Source organism: Streptomyces mirabilis, from assembly GCF_039503195.1.
GTDB lineage: Bacteria > Actinomycetota > Actinomycetes > Streptomycetales > Streptomycetaceae > Streptomyces > Streptomyces mirabilis_D.
Genome location: NZ_JBCJKP010000001.1, coordinates 3,894,372 through 3,909,768, shown reverse-complemented (window position 1 = coordinate 3,909,768; position 15,397 = coordinate 3,894,372). Strand labels below are relative to the sequence as shown.

General features: G+C 72.6%; 15 protein-coding genes. 11 read left to right on the top strand and 4 right to left on the bottom strand.

Annotation, left to right across the window (positions count from 1 at the left end; all coding sequences use genetic code 11):
* Positions 1–353 precede the first annotated feature (353 nt).
* The 6 genes from AAFF41_RS18280 to AAFF41_RS18255 all read left to right on the top strand — a co-directional run bounded on the left by AAFF41_RS18280 (position 354) and on the right by AAFF41_RS18255 (position 5,688).
* The gene (locus tag AAFF41_RS18280) at positions 354–1,346 is read left to right on the top strand and encodes a hypothetical protein (protein WP_343324236.1); all 993 of its coding nucleotides are present in this window, start codon (positions 354–356) and stop codon (positions 1,344–1,346) included.
* A complete protein-coding gene (locus AAFF41_RS18275) occupies positions 1,343–1,921 on the top strand; it encodes a hypothetical protein (RefSeq protein ID WP_343324235.1) in 579 nt (192 codons plus the stop codon). Before AAFF41_RS18280 ends, AAFF41_RS18275 begins: the two co-directional genes overlap by 4 nt.
* Positions 1,918–2,661: an ATP-binding cassette domain-containing protein gene (locus AAFF41_RS18270; RefSeq protein WP_319744379.1), complete on the top strand. Its 744-nt coding sequence runs from the start codon at positions 1,918–1,920 to the stop codon at positions 2,659–2,661. Before AAFF41_RS18275 ends, AAFF41_RS18270 begins: the two co-directional genes overlap by 4 nt.
* Positions 2,662–2,903: 242 nt before the next feature.
* On the top strand, positions 2,904–3,143 hold the full coding sequence (locus tag AAFF41_RS18265) for a hypothetical protein (protein WP_319744377.1): 240 nt from the start codon (positions 2,904–2,906) through the stop codon (positions 3,141–3,143).
* Positions 3,144–5,357 carry a 4-alpha-glucanotransferase gene (gene malQ, locus AAFF41_RS18260; RefSeq protein WP_343324234.1) on the top strand — a complete coding sequence of 738 codons (2,214 nt, stop codon included), beginning with the start codon at positions 3,144–3,146 and terminating at the stop codon, positions 5,355–5,357. It abuts the gene before it with no gap.
* 91 nt (positions 5,358–5,448) lie between these two features.
* Positions 5,449–5,688, top strand: coding sequence for a hypothetical protein (locus AAFF41_RS18255; RefSeq protein WP_054231770.1), 240 nt, complete (start codon positions 5,449–5,451; stop codon positions 5,686–5,688).
* A 136-nt stretch (positions 5,689–5,824) separates the two neighbouring features.
* Here the strand turns inward: AAFF41_RS18255 and AAFF41_RS18250 are convergent, their stop codons facing one another.
* On the bottom strand, positions 5,825–6,418 hold the full coding sequence (locus AAFF41_RS18250; RefSeq protein ID WP_343324233.1) for a TetR/AcrR family transcriptional regulator: 594 nt from the start codon (positions 6,416–6,418) through the stop codon (positions 5,825–5,827).
* A 113-nt stretch (positions 6,419–6,531) separates the two neighbouring features.
* Here AAFF41_RS18250 and AAFF41_RS18245 point away from each other — a divergent pair, with 113 nt between their 5' ends.
* The 3 genes from AAFF41_RS18245 (at position 6,532) to AAFF41_RS18235 (ending at position 9,271) form a co-directional block, all read left to right on the top strand.
* Positions 6,532–8,037 (top strand): FAD-dependent monooxygenase, encoded by a 1,506-nt coding sequence (locus tag AAFF41_RS18245; protein WP_343324232.1) that lies wholly within the window; start codon positions 6,532–6,534, stop codon positions 8,035–8,037.
* Positions 8,038–8,194: 157 nt separating this feature from the next.
* Positions 8,195–8,644 (top strand): DUF4279 domain-containing protein, encoded by a 450-nt coding sequence (locus tag AAFF41_RS18240; protein ID WP_343324231.1) that lies wholly within the window; start codon positions 8,195–8,197, stop codon positions 8,642–8,644.
* A gap of 108 nt (positions 8,645–8,752) precedes the next feature.
* Positions 8,753–9,271 (top strand): hypothetical protein, encoded by a 519-nt coding sequence (locus AAFF41_RS18235; protein WP_319744368.1) that lies wholly within the window; start codon positions 8,753–8,755, stop codon positions 9,269–9,271.
* Positions 9,272–9,307: 36 nt separating this feature from the next.
* On the opposite strand, the gene AAFF41_RS18230 is transcribed toward AAFF41_RS18235, so the two are convergent.
* On the bottom strand, positions 9,308–9,805 hold the full coding sequence (locus AAFF41_RS18230) for a MarR family winged helix-turn-helix transcriptional regulator (protein WP_319744366.1): 498 nt from the start codon (positions 9,803–9,805) through the stop codon (positions 9,308–9,310).
* Positions 9,806–9,931: 126 nt separating this feature from the next.
* On the opposite strand from AAFF41_RS18230, the gene AAFF41_RS18225 reads away from it, so the two are divergent.
* On the top strand, positions 9,932–10,885 hold the full coding sequence (locus AAFF41_RS18225) for an EamA family transporter (RefSeq protein WP_343324230.1): 954 nt from the start codon (positions 9,932–9,934) through the stop codon (positions 10,883–10,885).
* A 440-nt stretch (positions 10,886–11,325) separates the two neighbouring features.
* Here the strand turns inward: AAFF41_RS18225 and AAFF41_RS18215 are convergent, their stop codons facing one another.
* Positions 11,326–12,486 (bottom strand): hypothetical protein, encoded by a 1,161-nt coding sequence (locus tag AAFF41_RS18215; protein WP_319744362.1) that lies wholly within the window; start codon positions 12,484–12,486, stop codon positions 11,326–11,328.
* Positions 12,483–13,730, bottom strand: a complete 1,248-nt coding sequence (locus AAFF41_RS18210; protein WP_319744559.1) for a HesA/MoeB/ThiF family protein — start codon at positions 13,728–13,730, stop codon at positions 12,483–12,485. Before AAFF41_RS18210 ends, AAFF41_RS18215 begins: the two co-directional genes overlap by 4 nt.
* Before the next feature lie 352 nt (positions 13,731–14,082).
* Here AAFF41_RS18210 and AAFF41_RS18205 point away from each other — a divergent pair, with 352 nt between their 5' ends.
* Positions 14,083–15,342 (top strand): M14 family zinc carboxypeptidase, encoded by a 1,260-nt coding sequence (locus tag AAFF41_RS18205; protein WP_343324229.1) that lies wholly within the window; start codon positions 14,083–14,085, stop codon positions 15,340–15,342.
* Positions 15,343–15,397 lie beyond the last annotated feature (55 nt).

Genomic DNA, 15,397 nt, shown 5'->3' with positions numbered 1-15,397 from the left:
ACAGCTCTGAGGGGTGCCCTGTCAGGGCACCCCTGTCCGGCCGACGAGTGGTTCAGTGAGACTCAATGAAATTCAGCACCAGTCTGCGCAGCGGTAGCGTGCGATGGGCTGCCCCCGTCATTCTCCTATTGACGTTCCTTTACTATGTGGTAGGAGAAACGGCCCCTCTCTCAAGCTATTACCATTATGCGCCGAGCCTTGTCGCGGAGCCGCTGCAAACTCTCTATGCGTTGGCTTACGCGGCGGCAGCGGGACTTGCCTGCTGGGAGAGTGGACGTCTGAGGAGCGCCCGGATATGGGCGCTGGCGCCGGCCCGTTCGCGTTACCGCATCGCGGCCAATGCCCTTGCTCCGGTGATCGTGCTGTCCTGGCTCGTCCTGCTGCTCCCCCCGGCGGTCTCACTGGCGCGATCGGCGACCGCGCCGACCCTCGACAGCCTGCGGCTGCCGCTCGCCGGGATGGTTCTGTGCGTCGCGCACGCCGTCCTCGGATTCGCCGTCGGCTGCTGGATCCCCCGCGTCATCGCCACGCCGATCCTGGCCGTGGCCGACTGGATCACCGTCGCCTTCACCAGGGCGGTGCTGCCCTACTGGCCCCGCCATGTTTCCGGACAGTTCGACACCCTCGGTTTCGGAGAGGTGCCCAGCCTCGTCACGGCGGCGGTGCCCGTGCTGCTGGCCGGCGGCATAGCCGTCGGGCTGATGATCCTGTGGCTGCCCTACGGGTGGCGCGCGCTGCGGGTCGTGGTCGCCGCCGTGGTGGCCGTCGGCGGTGTCCTCGGGGCCTACCGCACAGCCGTCGACTGGTCGGCCACTCCGCCCCTCACCGGTGGGCACGTGGAGATGAAGTGCGTGGGCGGCGCGCCGCGCATGTGTGTACCGGAGTTCGACTCGCGAGCGCTTCCGCAGGTTCAGCGCGACACCGCGAACGCGCTGCGCGTGCTGCGTGACGCCGGGGCGACCTCGGCGCAACCCCGTCTGATCACCGACAGCTACGTCGACGGGCGTCGGCAGAAGCCCTCCACGGACACGGTGTGGCGCATGGAGCTGACCGGCCCGGTGCAGAGCGGTGACGCGGTGTATCAGATCATGGTGCGAACCCTGCATTTCCGCTGTGAGCAGGTCCCTGCCCTTTCCGCCCACTCGGCCTGGCTGTGGGGGGCCCTGAAGACCGGCCAGGAGCAGGCCTACCGGAAACGCCGGGAGCAGGAGGGCCTGGATCCCCTGGCCCAGAAGCTGGAGAAGCAGGTAGAGGCCACCGTCACCAAGGTGCTGGCCGAGCCGCGGGCCGATCAGGCCAAGTGGATCAGGCAGACGCTCGACACCTGTGAGGCGAAGGCCTCGTGACGTGGTGGTTCAAGGCCCGCCGGGGACACCTGCTGCTGCCGCTCGCCCTGCTTGTCTTCGGCGCCGGACTGTACGTGGTGCAGGGCACCACGGTGCTGCTGCCGTCCCTCGTCGGCAGCCCCCGGGTCGCGCTCTCGCTGTTCGTCCCCGTCCCGCTGCTCGCCTTCCTGATGGCGGTTCTGGAATCGAGGCTTCCCGCGGCCGAGGTTTCCGGCGTCCGGTCCCTGACGCGGCTCGACAACGGGCTCGTCGCCACGGTCATGGCCGCGGCCGTGCTGTGCGGCGTTCTCATCGCCGCCGTGCAGGGTTCGGCCGCGGCCACGGCCGGGGGCCGCAACGCGGTGTTCCTGACCGGCCTGATGCTGCTCGGACGGGCATGGGCGGGTCAGACGGCGGTGATGATCCCAGTGGGCTGGCTGCTCACCGTCGTACTCGTGGGGTTCCGAGGGAACGTGCCGCACCTCTGGACCGTCATCGCGCTCCCCGCGGACAACCCGTATGCGGCAGCCGCCTCCCTGGCGGTGTTCGCCATCGGCCTTGCCGCCCAGATCCGTTCGTCGAGGAAAACAGCGTGACACTCGAACTCAGCAACTGCACCTACGGCTACCGGCGCTGGAAGCGGCCGGTCCTGGAGGACTTCTCCTACGCCCTGCCGGACGGCCTCACCGTCCTGCTCGGTCCCAACGGCGCCGGCAAATCCACCCTGCTGAAGCTCGCGGCCTCGGTGACCACACCGCAGAAGGGACGCGTGACCCTGGACGGCGGGTCGGCGGGCACGTCGGCGTACCGGCGGGCTGTCGCCTGGATGCCGCAGGACATCGTGCCCATGCCCACGCTCACGGCGCGTGAGTACGTCGCCTACATCGGCTGGCTCAAGGGCATGAACCGTGCCGACGCCTGGAAGCAGGCCCGCAAGGCCCTCCTGAAGGTGGAGCTGGCCGACCAGACCGACACCCGCACGAACCGGCTCTCCGGCGGCCAGTTGCGGCGTGTCGGCGTCGCGGGGGCGCTCGTGCACGGAGCGCAGGTCCTGTTGCTGGACGAGCCCACCGCCGGCATGGACCCCTACCAGCGCCGCGTGTTCCGCGACATCCTGCGCGGCCTGACCGGCGACGTGCGGGTCCTGCTGTCCACGCACGACGTCGCCGACCTCGCCGAGGAGGCGGACCACGTCACCGTCATGTACGGGGGGACGGTCCTCCACCACGGGAACACCGACACCTTCCTGACCCACACCCCGCCCGGAACCCTCGCCGGACGCGCCGCCGAAGCCGCGTACACCGAACTGCTCAGAAGCCGGGGCGTCGCCGCTTGACCCTCCGGCGGCGACAGCCGCTTGCGACCGCCCCCTTCCCGCGGGCGGGATAGGTCGATTCAAGTCAATTCAATAGGGGATATGTGGGGCGAATTGGACGCGTCACGCCGGCGGCCTCGCGCGGGGGCGGAATGTGACCAGAAGCACGTTGTTCGTCCGTGTACGTCTGTCGTGGCGCCCGCTGGGTAGGGCTGCGGTAACCCGCCCGTCCCGTACGCGACGTACACGACAAGGAGGCCACCGTGGCCGCATCGGCACACCTTCTGCTCTCGGCCCTTTCCAAACGCCCGACGGAGCCCCCCGTCGAGCCCCACGCGTGCGTCTTCAGCGCCGAGGGCGCCTCCGTCGAACCGCCGCTGACCAGCGAACCTCCCCTCCCCGACGCCGAGCCGCTGACCAGTGAACCGCCGCTGGCCGACGCCGCGCACCTGACCAGCGAGCCCGTCTCCACCGGCGCCGCCACGGACATCTCGGGGGTATAGATGGCGCCTCGCCCGCCCGCGGACCCGTCGCCCACCGGCTCCTCGCCGGCCGGCCCTCCCGACCCGCACACACCGCTGGCGCGGCTCGCCGCACTGCACGGCGTCGCCACCTCCTACAGCCCCTCCCCCGACCGTACGGTCGCGGCCACGGACACCGCGGTCGTCGCGGCCCTGGCGGCGCTCGGCGTCGACGCGAGCACCCCGGACGCCGTCCGCGCGGCCCTCGCCGCCAGCGAGGCCGAGACACGGGAGCGGCTGCTGCCGCCGACGGTGGTGTGCTGGGGCGCCAGCCCGCCCGCCGCGCTCGCCGGACTGCCGACCGGCACCCGCCTGCGCATCACCACCGAACAGGGCGAGACCCGCGCCGCCGCCGAGCAGCTTCCGCCCGGCGTCCACACGCTGCACGCCACCGCCCCCGACGGCCGCACCGCCGAGGCCCACCTCGTCGCCGCCCCCGCCCGGCTGCCCGCGCCGCCCGGACGCACGTACGGACTTCTCGTCCAGCTCTACTCCCTCCTCTCCCGGCGCTCCTGGGGCATGGGCGACCTCGGCGACCTCGCCGAACTCACCGCCTGGGCCGGCCGGGCGCTCGGCGCCGGATTCGTGCAGGTCAACCCCCTGCACGCGGCCGTACCCGGCACCCCCACCGACCCCTCCCCGTACCGGCCCTCCTCCCGCCGCTTCCCCGACCCGGTCCATCTGCGGGTCGAGGACATCCCCGAGTTCGCCCACGTCGACGACCCGGGCCGGGTAGGGACGCTGCTGGAGCGCGCCGAGCGGCTGCGCGAATCCGTGCTCCACAAGGGTGCGTTGATCGACCGCGACGCCGTGTGGGAGCTCAAGCGCGAAGCGCTGGAACTGGTGCACGAAGTGTCGCTCGGCCCCGGCCGACGCGCCGCCTACGTCGACTTCCTCGCCGAGGAGGGCGAGGCGCTGGAGGACCACGCCACCTGGTGCGCGCTCGCCGAGGTGTACGGCCCCGAGTGGCAACGGTGGCCGGTGGGCCTGCGTGACCCGCGTTCACCCGCGACGGCCCGCGCCCGCGGCGAGTTGATGGACCGCGTCGACTTCCACAGCCGCCTCGCCTGGCTCACCGACGCCCAGCTCGCCACCGCCCAGCGCTCCGCGCGTGACGCCGGGATGGCGGTGGGTCTCGTGCACGACCTCGCGGTCGGAGTGCATCCCGGCGGAGCCGACGCCTGGGCGCAGCAGGAGTACTTCGCGGCGGGCATGTCCGTCGGCGCGCCCCCGGACGCCTTCAATGCACGCGGCCAGGACTGGGGCCTGCCGCCCTGGCGCCCGGACCGCCTCGCCGCCTCGGGCTACGCCCCGTACCGCCGCCTCCTGCGCGCCCTCCTCCGGCACGCGGGCGCCCTGCGCATCGACCATGTGATGGGCCTGTTCCGGCTCTGGTGGGTGCCGCAGGGACAGCCGCCCACCGAGGGCACGTACGTCCGCTACGACGCCGAGGCGATGCTCGCGATCCTGACCCTGGAGGCCTCGCGGGCCGGGGCCCTGGTGATCGGCGAGGACCTCGGCACGGTCGAGCCCGGCGTACGCGAGACGCTGCACGAGCGCGGGGTGCTCGGCACCTCGGTGCTGTGGTTCGAACGGGACTGGGACGGCGACGGGAAGCCCCTGCCCCCCGAGCGCTGGCGCCCCGACTGCCTGGCCACCGCCACCACCCACGACCTGCCGCCCACCGCCTCCCGGCTCACCGGCGACCACGTCGAACTCCGCGACCGGCTCGGCCTGCTGACCGGCTCCCTGGAGGACGAGCGGACCGCGGCCACGGCGGACACGGCGGAGTGGCTGGCGCTGCTCGCCCGCCTCGGGCTGCTGCACGGGGCGGGCGACGCGGGTTCGGCGGTGTCGGAGGAGGCCGAGATCCAGGCCGTGCACCGCTTCCTGCTGCGCACCCCGGCCCGCATGATCGGCGTGTGGCTCCCGGACACGGTCGGCGACCGGCGTCCGCAGAACCTGCCGGGCACGTGGGACCAGTACCCGAACTGGCGGCTGCCCATCGCCGACGCCGAGGGCCGCCCGGTGACCCTGGAGGAACTGGCGGCCTCGCCCCGGCTGTACGCGCTGATCGACGTGCTGCGGGGACGGTCCGCGGGTCGCGGTGGACGTGACGGCCTCGGGAGCGATGGCCGCCGGAGCGATGGCCGGGGTGAGGGTGGGAGTGCGGGTGGGCGTGGCGGAGGCGTGTGAGCGGGCGGGAGCGGGGCGTCCGGGCGGGGGTGCGGCCTCCGTACGGCACCCCGGGCGCGCGACTCATTCAGGTGTTCGCTACGTTTGCACCGTGGACAAGAAGAACGCCCTGCGCGCCGGCGCCCTGGCTTCCGGTACGACGCTGATGATGCTGCTCATGTCGTCCCCCGCGCTCGCGCTGACCCGCGACGACGGTGACGACCCCGGCAAGGGCCTGAGCGTGATCGAAACGCTCGGCCTCTACGTCGTGACGCCGATCGTCCTGTTCCTGGTCATCGCGGGCCTCGTGATGGTCCTGGACAAGTCCGACAAGCAGCCGAAGCGGACCTGATTCCGGGTCGCTTCCTGGAGCCCCGGTCGCGCGCCGAGGCCTGGATCCTTCTCGATCGAGGGAGTCCGCGCACCCACCGGGTGCGGGGACTCCCTCGACGTGTTTTCGGAGTCCCCCGACGTGTTTTCGGGGCCCGTTACGGATGCGGCGCCGTGAGATACCGCTGCACCGTCGGCGCCAGCCACGCCACGACCTCCTCGCGGGGCAGTGCGACGGCGGGCGGGAACCGCAGGACGTAGCGGGCCATCGCCATGCCCAGCACCTGTGAGGCGGTCAGCGCGGCCCGTGCCGGCGCCTGCTCCGGGTCGGGGCACACGCGCAGCGCGACCGGCATGAGCTGGTCCCGGAAGATGCCCTGCATGCGCGCGGCGCCGTCCGGATTGGTCACGCCGACCCGGAGCAGCACGGTGAGGACCTCGTTCTCCTCCCAGAGGTCGAGGAAGTGGCCCACCAGGACGCGGCCCGCCTCGTGCGGGTCCAGCCCGACCGGGTCCGGCAGCCGCAGGTCGACGTCGAGGACCGCGGCGAACAGTCCTTCCTTCGAGCCGTAGTACCGCATCACCATCGACGGATCGATCCGTGCGTCCTTGGCGATCGAGCGGATCGTGGCGCGCTCGTAGCCGTCGGCCGCGAAGCGTTCGCGCGCGGCGGTGAGGATGGCGGTGCGGGTGGTGTCCGAACGGCGGGCCGCGGGGGACGCGGCGGGGGCGGGGAGTTCCTTGTCGGGCATGCCAACAACCGTAGGCCAACAGTTGTTGACAGTCCAGAGTGGGCTCCCTATCTTGGTAAACAAGCGTTGGCCAACAAATGTTGACCAGCGGGTGCCGGCATCAGGAGGCCGCCATGAACGGCAAGACGAACGGCAAGGTGAACGGCACCACCGGGTCCCGGAACGTGATCGTCGTCGGCGCCGGCCCCACCGGCCTCCTGCTGGCCGGGGACCTCGCCGCCGCCGGTGTCCCCGTGACCCTCGTCGAGAAGCGCCCGCACGGGATCAGCAACCTCTCCCGCGCCTTCGTCCTGCACGCCCGCACCCTGGAGCAGCTCGACGCCCGCGGTCTCGCCGACGAGCTGGAGAGTCACGGCCGGACCGTCGACCGCATCCGCCTCTTCGGCCGGCTCTCCGTCGCCCTCGACACGCTCCCCTCCCGCTTCAACCACCTGCTCGTGATCCCGCAGTACGAGGTGGAGCGGGCGTTGGAGCGGCGGGCGGTCGAGGCCGGGGTGCGGTTCGTGTACGAGACCGAGGTGACCGGACTGCGCCAGGACGCGGCGGGCGTCACGCTCGAAGTCCGCGGTGCGGACGGGGCGGCGGGAGAGCTGGCGGCCGCGTACGTGGTCGGGGCGGACGGGATGCGCAGCGCGGTGCGTGAGGCGGTGGGGCTGCCGTTCCCCGGGAAGTCGGTCATCCGGTCCGTCGTCCTCGCCGACGTCCTGCTCGCCGAGGAGCCGGAGTCGATCCTCACCGCCAACGCCGTCGGCGAGGCCTTCGCCTTCATGGTGCCCTTCGGCGACGGCTACTACCGCGTGATCGGCTGGCACCGCGGTCGCGACGTCCCCGACAGCGCGCCGCTCGAACTCGACGAGGTCAAGGAGATCGTCCGGCTCTCCCTCGGCCATGACTACGGCATGCACGACGCCCGCTGGATGTCCCGCTTCCACAGCGACGAGCGCCAGGCACCCGCGTACCGGGTCGGCCGGGTCTTTCTCGCCGGTGACGCCGCCCATGTCCACACCCCGGCCGGCGGGCAGGGCATGAACACCGGCCTCCAGGACGCGGCGAACCTCAGCTGGAAGCTCGCGCTGGTCGTCAACGGCCACGCGGACACGGACCTGTTGGACACCTACCAGGCCGAGCGCCACCCCGTCGGCAAGGCGGTGCTGCGCAGCAGCGGCGGGATCGTCCGGCTCGCGATGGCCAAGTACCCCTGGACGCTGGCGCTGCGCTCCGCGTTCACCACGGTCCTCGACGGCGTCGGCCCCGTGCGCCGGAAGGCGGCGGGTCAGATCACCGGCATCGGCTTCGCCTACCGGGCCCCGCGCGGCTCGCACGCCCTCGTCGGCACCCGGGTCCCCGATGTCACTCTGAAGGGCGGCCGCCTCTACGAGGCCCTGCGCGGCGGCCGGTTCGTCCTCGTCGCACCGACGGCGGTCGTCCGGGCGTACGGCCTGGACGACCTCAAGGGCCGCAAGGACCGTCTCGCCGTGGAGAGCTGGGCGAGCGACCGGCGTACGACCCTGCTGGTGCGGCCCGACGGATACGTGGCCTGGGCCGCCGAATCCCCCGACGCGGCGGCCGTCGAGCGGGCGTTGGCGGCGGCGCTGGGCGAGGATCCGCCTTCGAACTGACCTTGCCCGGGGCGGGAGTGACGCGAGGGTGACCGCCCGATTGGGTGGGGAGGAACAACGTGTCGCGGTTCGACGCGATGCGCGACGGCGAGGGCAGGGTCGTCCTCGTGAGCAAGGACGGGAAGGTCTTGGTTCCGACGAATTACAGGTACCGGCCGTGAGCGCGTTCCGGATGTACCTGAGAGTGGTCAGCGAGTCCCTGCAACCGGAGGAGATCTCCGCGCGACTGGGGACCGGGCCCGACGAAGCCACCGCGATCGGCAGCCGTAGACGCCCCCGGTCCCCGCCGCGCGCGCATGCCACCTGGATCCGGCACGTCTCGGCCGCGGGCGGCCCGGGGCGGCCGGAGGATCTCGCACCGGTGGTTCTCGGCTGGGGGCCGGAGTTCGCCGCGGCCCTGGGGCGACTGGCCGGCTCCGGAGACGCCGACGTCTCCCTGGTAATCGTCCAGGAGCTCACCGATCCCGATGACCCGCGGCAGAAGGGCATCTTCCTGGGCGTGACCCTGCTGGCCTGGCTTGCCCGGGCCGGGGCGTCCCTGGACATCGATCAGTACGTGTACTACGACGGCGACGACCAGCGGGGCGACGGCGACCCCGGCCAGTAGCGCCGCCATCGTCCAAGGATCACTGAAGACGGATCCCGGATCTCAACCCGTGGGTTGAGGCGGAAACCCACCCTCGGCTCCACCCTGGAGCCGAGGTGGTTCCGCGTCGTGAAGCGCAAGCTCATGGGCATGACGACGACCGACTACGTGATCTCCGCATCCCTCATCCTCCTCGTAATCCCGCAGATCCGAGGCGTCCGGCAGACGCTGCATCACACGCTGCTGCCGCTCGTGGCCGTCGCCGCCGCAGCCGCCTATTACCTCAAGTCCTTCCCGACCCAAGGGCACGACCTCGGACTCGACATCGCCGGTGTCGTCGCCGGCGCGGCCCTGGGCGTCGCCTGCGGCGCGGCCACCCGGCTGAGCCGCGCCTCGGACGGGATCGCGTTCGCCCGCGCCGGGGTACTCGCCGCGCTCCTGTGGATCGTCGGCATGGCCTCGCGCGCCGGATTCGAGTACTGGGCCACTCATGGTGGTTCCGGGAGCCTGGCGCGGTTCAGCCAGGACAACCTGATCACCGGTTCCGCCGCCTGGACCGCCGCGCTGCTGCTGATGGCACTGGCTCAGGTCCTGGGCCGGCTCGCCGTGATACGCGTCAGGTCGAGCCGGGTCGCCACGGCGGGCTGAGGCTCTCAGGGCCGGGCTCGGGGGCTCGCCGAGAACCTACGCGCCGACGCCCGTCAGCAACTCGCGCAACAGGGCGGCCAGTTGACCGGCTCGTTCCTCGTCGAGGTGGGCCAGGGCCTCCGTCTGGACGGCGAGCCCCGCGCCGACGGCCTCGTCGATGAGTCGCAGCCCCTTGTCCGTGAGCGTCACCTGGAGTCCGCGCCGGTCGTGCGGGTCGGGGGAGCGTCGTAGCAGCCCCGCGCGTTCCAGCTTGTCCAGGCGCCCGGTCATGCCGCCGGTGGTGAGCATGAGCGTCGCCGAGAGCTGCCGGGGCGAGAGGGTGTACGGGGCGTCCGAGCGACGCAGGGTCGCGAGCACGTCGAACTCCCCGCGCGAGATCCCGTAGGGCGCGTACGCCTTCTCCATCCGGTCGCCCATCGTGCGGGCGAGCCGGAAGACGCGGCCGAAGACCTCCATCGCGGCGGTGTCGAGGTCCGGCCGGACGGTGGCCCACTGCTCGATGATCGCGTCGACCGGGTCCTGGGGCGTCTTCATGGGGGCGAGTATCCGCTGAGGGGTCGGTTGCCTGCAAGAAAGTAGCTGACGAGAAAGTAGCTTGACCAAAAGCTACTTAGAGCTAAGCTACTTTCCATTGACCTACTTTGGAATCGGGTGCCCACCATGGCCGCGAACGCGAACCGTCCCGCCCTCATAGCCCTGACCGCGCTGGCCCCCCTCTCCTGGGGCAGCACCTACGCCGTCACCACGGAGTTCCTCCCCGCCGACCGCCCTCTGTTCACCGGGGTGATGCGAGCCCTGCCCGCCGGGCTGCTGCTCCTCGCGCTGGCCCGGGTGCTGCCGCGCGGCGCCTGGTGGGGGAAGGCGGCGGTGCTGGGCGCGCTGAACATCGGCGCCTTCTTTCCGCTGCTGTTCCTCTCCGCGTATCGGCTGCCCGGCGGCATGGCGGCGGTCGTCGGCTCGGTCGGGCCGCTGTTCGTCGCGGGCCTCGCGGCGCTGCTGCTCGGTGACCGCCCGACCCTGCGGACGCTCCTCACCGGTATCGGCGCGGCCCTCGGTGTCAGCCTCGTCGTGCTGAAGGCGGCGGGCGCGCTGGACGCGGTCGGGGTTCTCGCCGCGCTCGCCGCGACCGCGTCGATGTCCACCGGCACGGTGCTCACCAAGCGGTGGGGCCGCCCGGACGGGGTCGGTCCGTTCGCGCTCACCGCCTGGCAGTTGACGGCGGGCGGGCTGCTGATCGTCCCGGTCGCCCTCCTGGTCGAGGGCGCGCCGCCCGCGCTGGACGGCCGGGCGGTCGGCGGATACCTGTACCTCGCGCTGGCGAACACGGCGGTGGCGTACTGGCTCTGGTTCCGGGGCATCGGCCGACTCGGCGCCACCCAGGTCACCTTCCTCGGCCCGCTGTCGCCGCTGACCGCGGCCGTCATCGGCTGGGCGGCGCTGGGGCAGTCGCTGACGCCGGTGCAGGTGGCGGGGATGGCACTGGCGTTCGGGGCGACGGTGCTCGGCCAGGCCGGCCCGCGTGGCGGGCGGCCGGCTCCCGCCGGAGGCTTTGCGGGAGGCGGCCGCGGGGCGGGGGGAGCGGCGATAGCGTCACGTCGTCCGCGCGTGACGTGATTCCCTGATTCCCAAGGCCCCAATTCCCCAATTCCTGGAGGTTCCTGTGGTCGACGGCGTGTGTCCTGGGTGCGGGAAGCCGCCGGCCGGGGGGACCGGGCGCAAGGGGCGGCATTCCGTGTACTGCTCGGCCGCCTGTCGGCAGAGGGCGTACCGGAAGCGCCGGGCGGCGCCCTCGGACACCGCCCAGGAGCTCATCGAGGAGGTCGGGCGGCAGGTCCGTGAGCTGGTCCCGGCGCCGCCCGCCGTCTTCTATTCCGGGGTGAGCGAGCTGGCCACCTCCGTGGGACGGCTGCGGCGCATCGCCCCCTCCCCGGGATCGCCGCGACCGCCGCCTTCCTCGCCTCCGACCACGCGGGCGGCATCACCGGCACGTTCGTCAACGTCACCGGCGGGATGTTCCCGGGCTAGGACGACCGGTGACCGGCTGGGAGGACCGGCTACGAGGACCGACGGCCGCGGCGGTCGCGCCACCACGTGCGGGCCCACAACACATGCACCCCGCCGAGCGCGACCACGACGGCCGTCGCGTCGAGACGCACGGCGGGGGAGTGACCGGGGCCCAGGTGCGCCACCGCGCGGGCGAACAGCGTGATGTCCGCGGGCAGGGTGACGGTCGCGAGGAACGCGAGACACAGCGTGGTGCCGACGACGAGCACCACGCTGTACGCGCGCACCGCCCGCCGTTCGTGAGCGGGGAGTTCGAGGCTGGGGTCCGGGGCGGTGGTACGGCGCAGCGCCCGCCGTGCCGCGTACTTCGTGTACGCCACCCCGTCCCCGTACAGATCACGGCAGCGCGTCACGTCCTGGAGCACGAAGTACAGGTCCGTACGCATGAAGACCATGAGCTGGAAGGGAAGGGGGAGCAGGGCGAGCAGGGCGACGGCGGCCAGGATCCGGCGGGGGGTGCCGTGCGTGGCGCCCGCGGCGAGGGCGGCCAGGGAGGCGACGGTGAGGTTGGTCGCGATCCCGGCGAGGTAGGCGGTCAACCGGTGGCGGCGCGGGGCGAGTTCGATGCCACTGATGTCCGTCTGCATGACCAGGAACTGCAGGCGCGTGCCGAGGCGCATCCGGCCGGGCACGCCGGTCGCCCGGGCGGTCACCAGGTGCGCGCACTCGTGGAGCAGCAGGAGCGTCCAGCCGAAGCCCGCGCCGAGCGCGATCACCGCGCTGCCGTGCGGGCTCCAGAGGAGGGTGCGGTAGCCGAGGGGAACGGGTGGGCGGGTGAGCAGGGTGGTGGTGATCAGCAGGGCGATGAGGACGGGCAGGGCCGGGCTGAGGACCCAGCGCACATGGCGGGGACCGATCCGGGCGAGCGTCGGCTTGGGCGGGGGCGGCGAGGCCACTTCCCGTCCGTCCACCTCGGCGACGAACCCGAGGTCCACCAGCGCCTCGACGAAGTCGGGTACGTCGATGTCGTCGCCGGTGGCCTCCCGCAGCCGTTCCTCGACCTCGGTGGTGCTCAGCCCCTGCCCGAGCAGGTCCAGCGCCTGCTTGCCGACCTCGGGCAGCGCGACGAACCGGCCCGTCGCCAGCCGGCCGACGATCCACTCGTCGCCGTCGGGGCGGGAGTCGAGGGCGTGCAGGCGCACGTGGTTCACGCGCGCTCCCCGGCCGGGCCGGTCGCTCCGCCCGCGCCGGCGGCTCCGTCGTCGGGTCTGTCGCCGCACGCCGGGCAGTCGGGCCGCCGGGGGAATCTCTGCAGCACCGGGTCACCCGGCAGCATCAGGTTCATCCCGAAACGGAAGCCGGGGTCGAGCGCCGGGACGCCGGTCAGCAGGGCCAGGGCCGCGTGGGCGAGCAGTCCGCCGGACAGGCCCGCGGTGACCGCGGTCGCGGGGTTCCACGGCAGGTGCGGGGAGGCGACCCCGTCGTCCTGGCCGGGCGCCAGGCGCAGCTCGCGGCGGGCCACCTCACCGGCCCGCAGACACTCCCAGCAGGCACCCCGGCCGGGTACGTGGACCCCGGCCGTCACCAGCGGACCGCGGTAGCCGGCGTCGACCCAGGGCAGGTCCGCGGCCAGACAGACACGGTTCGCCCAGCGGCGGATGTCGTCGGGACGGTCGGCGGCGAGGACGAGAAGATCGTACGAGCTCCGCGACGAGTACGGGACTTCGGGTGTCCCGGCCTGTTTCGGTTCGCTCGGGGCTTCGGGTGCCCCGGTCCGTATCAGCCTCGCCAGGTCCGCCGGGTGTCGTATCTCCCGGCGTTCCCCGGTCACCGTCACGTCCGAGTTCAGCGCCCGCAGGGTGGCGAGCGCGGCCGTCACCTTCGGGCGGCCGAGGTCGGACTCGCGGAAGAGGGGCTGGCGGTTGAGGTTGGACAGCTCCACCACGTCCGGGTCCACGCAGTGCAGACGGCCGACCCCGGAGGCGACCAGGCTCTGCGCCGCGTACCCGCCCGTGCCGCCGACGCCGACCAGCAGCACCCGGGCCCGGCGCAGCCGGAGCTGAGCGTCCCAGGGACTCGTCCGGGGGCCGAGGTCCATCCAGCGCAGCAGCGGCACCCCCCGGCTGTAGCGCAGCCGTTCCCGCTCGGACACCGGCACGGGCGCCGCCGCGTCCTCCACGAAGCCGGCGTCGAGCAGGTCCGCCATCGCCTGCCGAGCGTCCTCGGGCGTGAGGTCGGGAAGTTCGGGATGCGCCCTCAGCACCTCGCCGACCACCGCCGACGGCTCCCGCGTTCCGTCCATCGTCTCGACCAGCGTCCAGACCCAGCCCTGCGGGTCCTCGATCTCGGCGCCGATGCCGTGGATGACGCTGCCGATGCGGACGTTGCCGTCGATCGTGCGGTACGGCCGGTGCTCGGGCTTGATCCGGGGCCTGCGGAGCGTGTCGACCGGCACCGTCACCAGGACCCCTTCCCGTTACAGGTACATGCCTTGACACTCTGGTCCCCCGAGTCGAGCCTTGACAAGACGCGGTCGGCGATCGCGCCCGCAACGCTCAACGTCCCTACTGACGAGAGGAGTTGGGGTGCCCACCAAGATTGTGATCCGCCCGTTGGACAAGAAGGAGACCACGGGCGACAGCAGCGGAGGCAACGGCGGCTGATCCGTTTCGCCGGACAGGAACTCGGCCACCGCAGAGCCCACACAGAGAGGGGGCCACATGGCCGCCAAGATCGTGATCCGTCCGCTGGACAAGAAGGAGACCACCGGGGACAGCAACGCGAACGGCACCTGACCGGAGCCCGGCATGCGGGGAACCCCGTATCCCACCCTCGGTGAGCTGCTGCGACGCGCTCGCGCGACGGTGGCGGCACGGCCCGGCGCACTGCGGTTGCGTGCCGTCGGGACCTCGCGTGCCGGCCGACCGCTGTGGCTGCTGTCGGCCGGACACGGCCCCCGGCACATCCTCACGGTCGCCGGCGCGCACGCCAACGAACCGGTGGGCGGGGTCACCTCGCTCTCCCTGGCCGAGAGGTTCGCGCGGGAGCCCGCGCTGCTGCAGGAGTCCGGCTGCACCTGGAACTTCCTGCTCTGCCTCGACCCCGACGGCGCGAGCCTCGCCGGGCGCTGGCTGACCGGGCGGCCCGGCGAGGGTCGGGCGGCGGCCGAGGCCTCGCCGACCCTCCGGGGCTACTACCGGCGCTTCTACCGGCCCGCCTTCGCCGCGCAGCCCGAGTTTCCGCCCGTCACGAGTGACCCGCGTCCGGTGATGCCGGAGTCCGAGGCGCTGGTGCGGCTCATCGACGAACTGCGCCCGGTCGTGCAGTTCTCGCTCCACGGCGTCGAAGTGGGCGGATCCTTTCTGCAGTTGACTCGCGCGGTGCCGGGGGCGGCGGCCGCCTACCGTCGGATCGCGGCGGACCTCGGCATTCCCCTGGAACACCGGCCGTTCGACGGCATGGGATGGCTGGCCGAGAGCCCGGGCGTGCTCGTCCTGCCGGACAGCAGCCCCACCGAGGAACGGGACCCGTCCGGCTTCACCTCACAGGCGACCTGGCTGTACGCGATGCGGCACGGAACCGTGTCGGCGGTCGTCGAGGCGCCCTTCTGGAGCGTGGCCGGCGTCAGCGATCCTCGGCCCGTCGCCGAGCCCCGGCGCGAGATCGCGGAGGCGAGCGAGATCCTGCTCGGCCGGGCCAAACAACTGGAGGCGGTGGTCGGGGAGCTGGGGCCCAGGGCACCTGAGACCCCCGAGGAGATCGCCCACTTCACCGCCGCCCGTGAGCTCATGGACATCGGCCCCGGAGTCGTGGACACCTGGAACTCCGCCGAACTCGCCACCACCGTGGGCAACGCCGTCTCGCTCGGCGTCGCCGCCCGGCGCATCCCGCTGCGCGCGGCGGCCATGATGCGGCAGGCCCTGGGCGGCGCCCCCGCGCTGGACGCCCTCGTGGAGGCCTGGGCGCGTGAGCTGGCGAGCACCTTCGACGCCCGCTGGGTCCCCGTGACCGACCAGACCGAGCTCCAGATCCGCACGATGCTCGCACTCGCCCGCGCCCTGGTGTGACCCCGGGGGCCCACACGCGCCCACGCGCACTCACACACGCCCACACGGGCGCTCA

Bases quoted from the DNA above. Each gene is read 5' to 3' on its own strand.
- AAFF41_RS18230 (WP_319744366.1), bottom strand. From the start codon at position 9,805: ATGAAGACGCCCCAGGACCCGGTCGACGCGATCATCGAGCAGTGGGCC.
- AAFF41_RS18250 (WP_343324233.1), bottom strand. From the start codon at position 6,418: ATGCCCGACAAGGAACTCCCCGCCCCCGCCGCGTCCCCCGCGGCCCGC.
- malQ (WP_343324234.1), top strand. From the start codon at position 3,144: ATGGCGCCTCGCCCGCCCGCGGACCCGTCGCCCACCGGCTCCTCGCCG.
- AAFF41_RS18225 (WP_343324230.1), top strand. From the start codon at position 9,932: ATGGCCGCGAACGCGAACCGTCCCGCCCTCATAGCCCTGACCGCGCTG.
- AAFF41_RS18245 (WP_343324232.1), top strand. From the start codon at position 6,532: ATGAACGGCAAGACGAACGGCAAGGTGAACGGCACCACCGGGTCCCGG.
- AAFF41_RS18205 (WP_343324229.1), top strand. From the start codon at position 14,083: ATGCGGGGAACCCCGTATCCCACCCTCGGTGAGCTGCTGCGACGCGCT.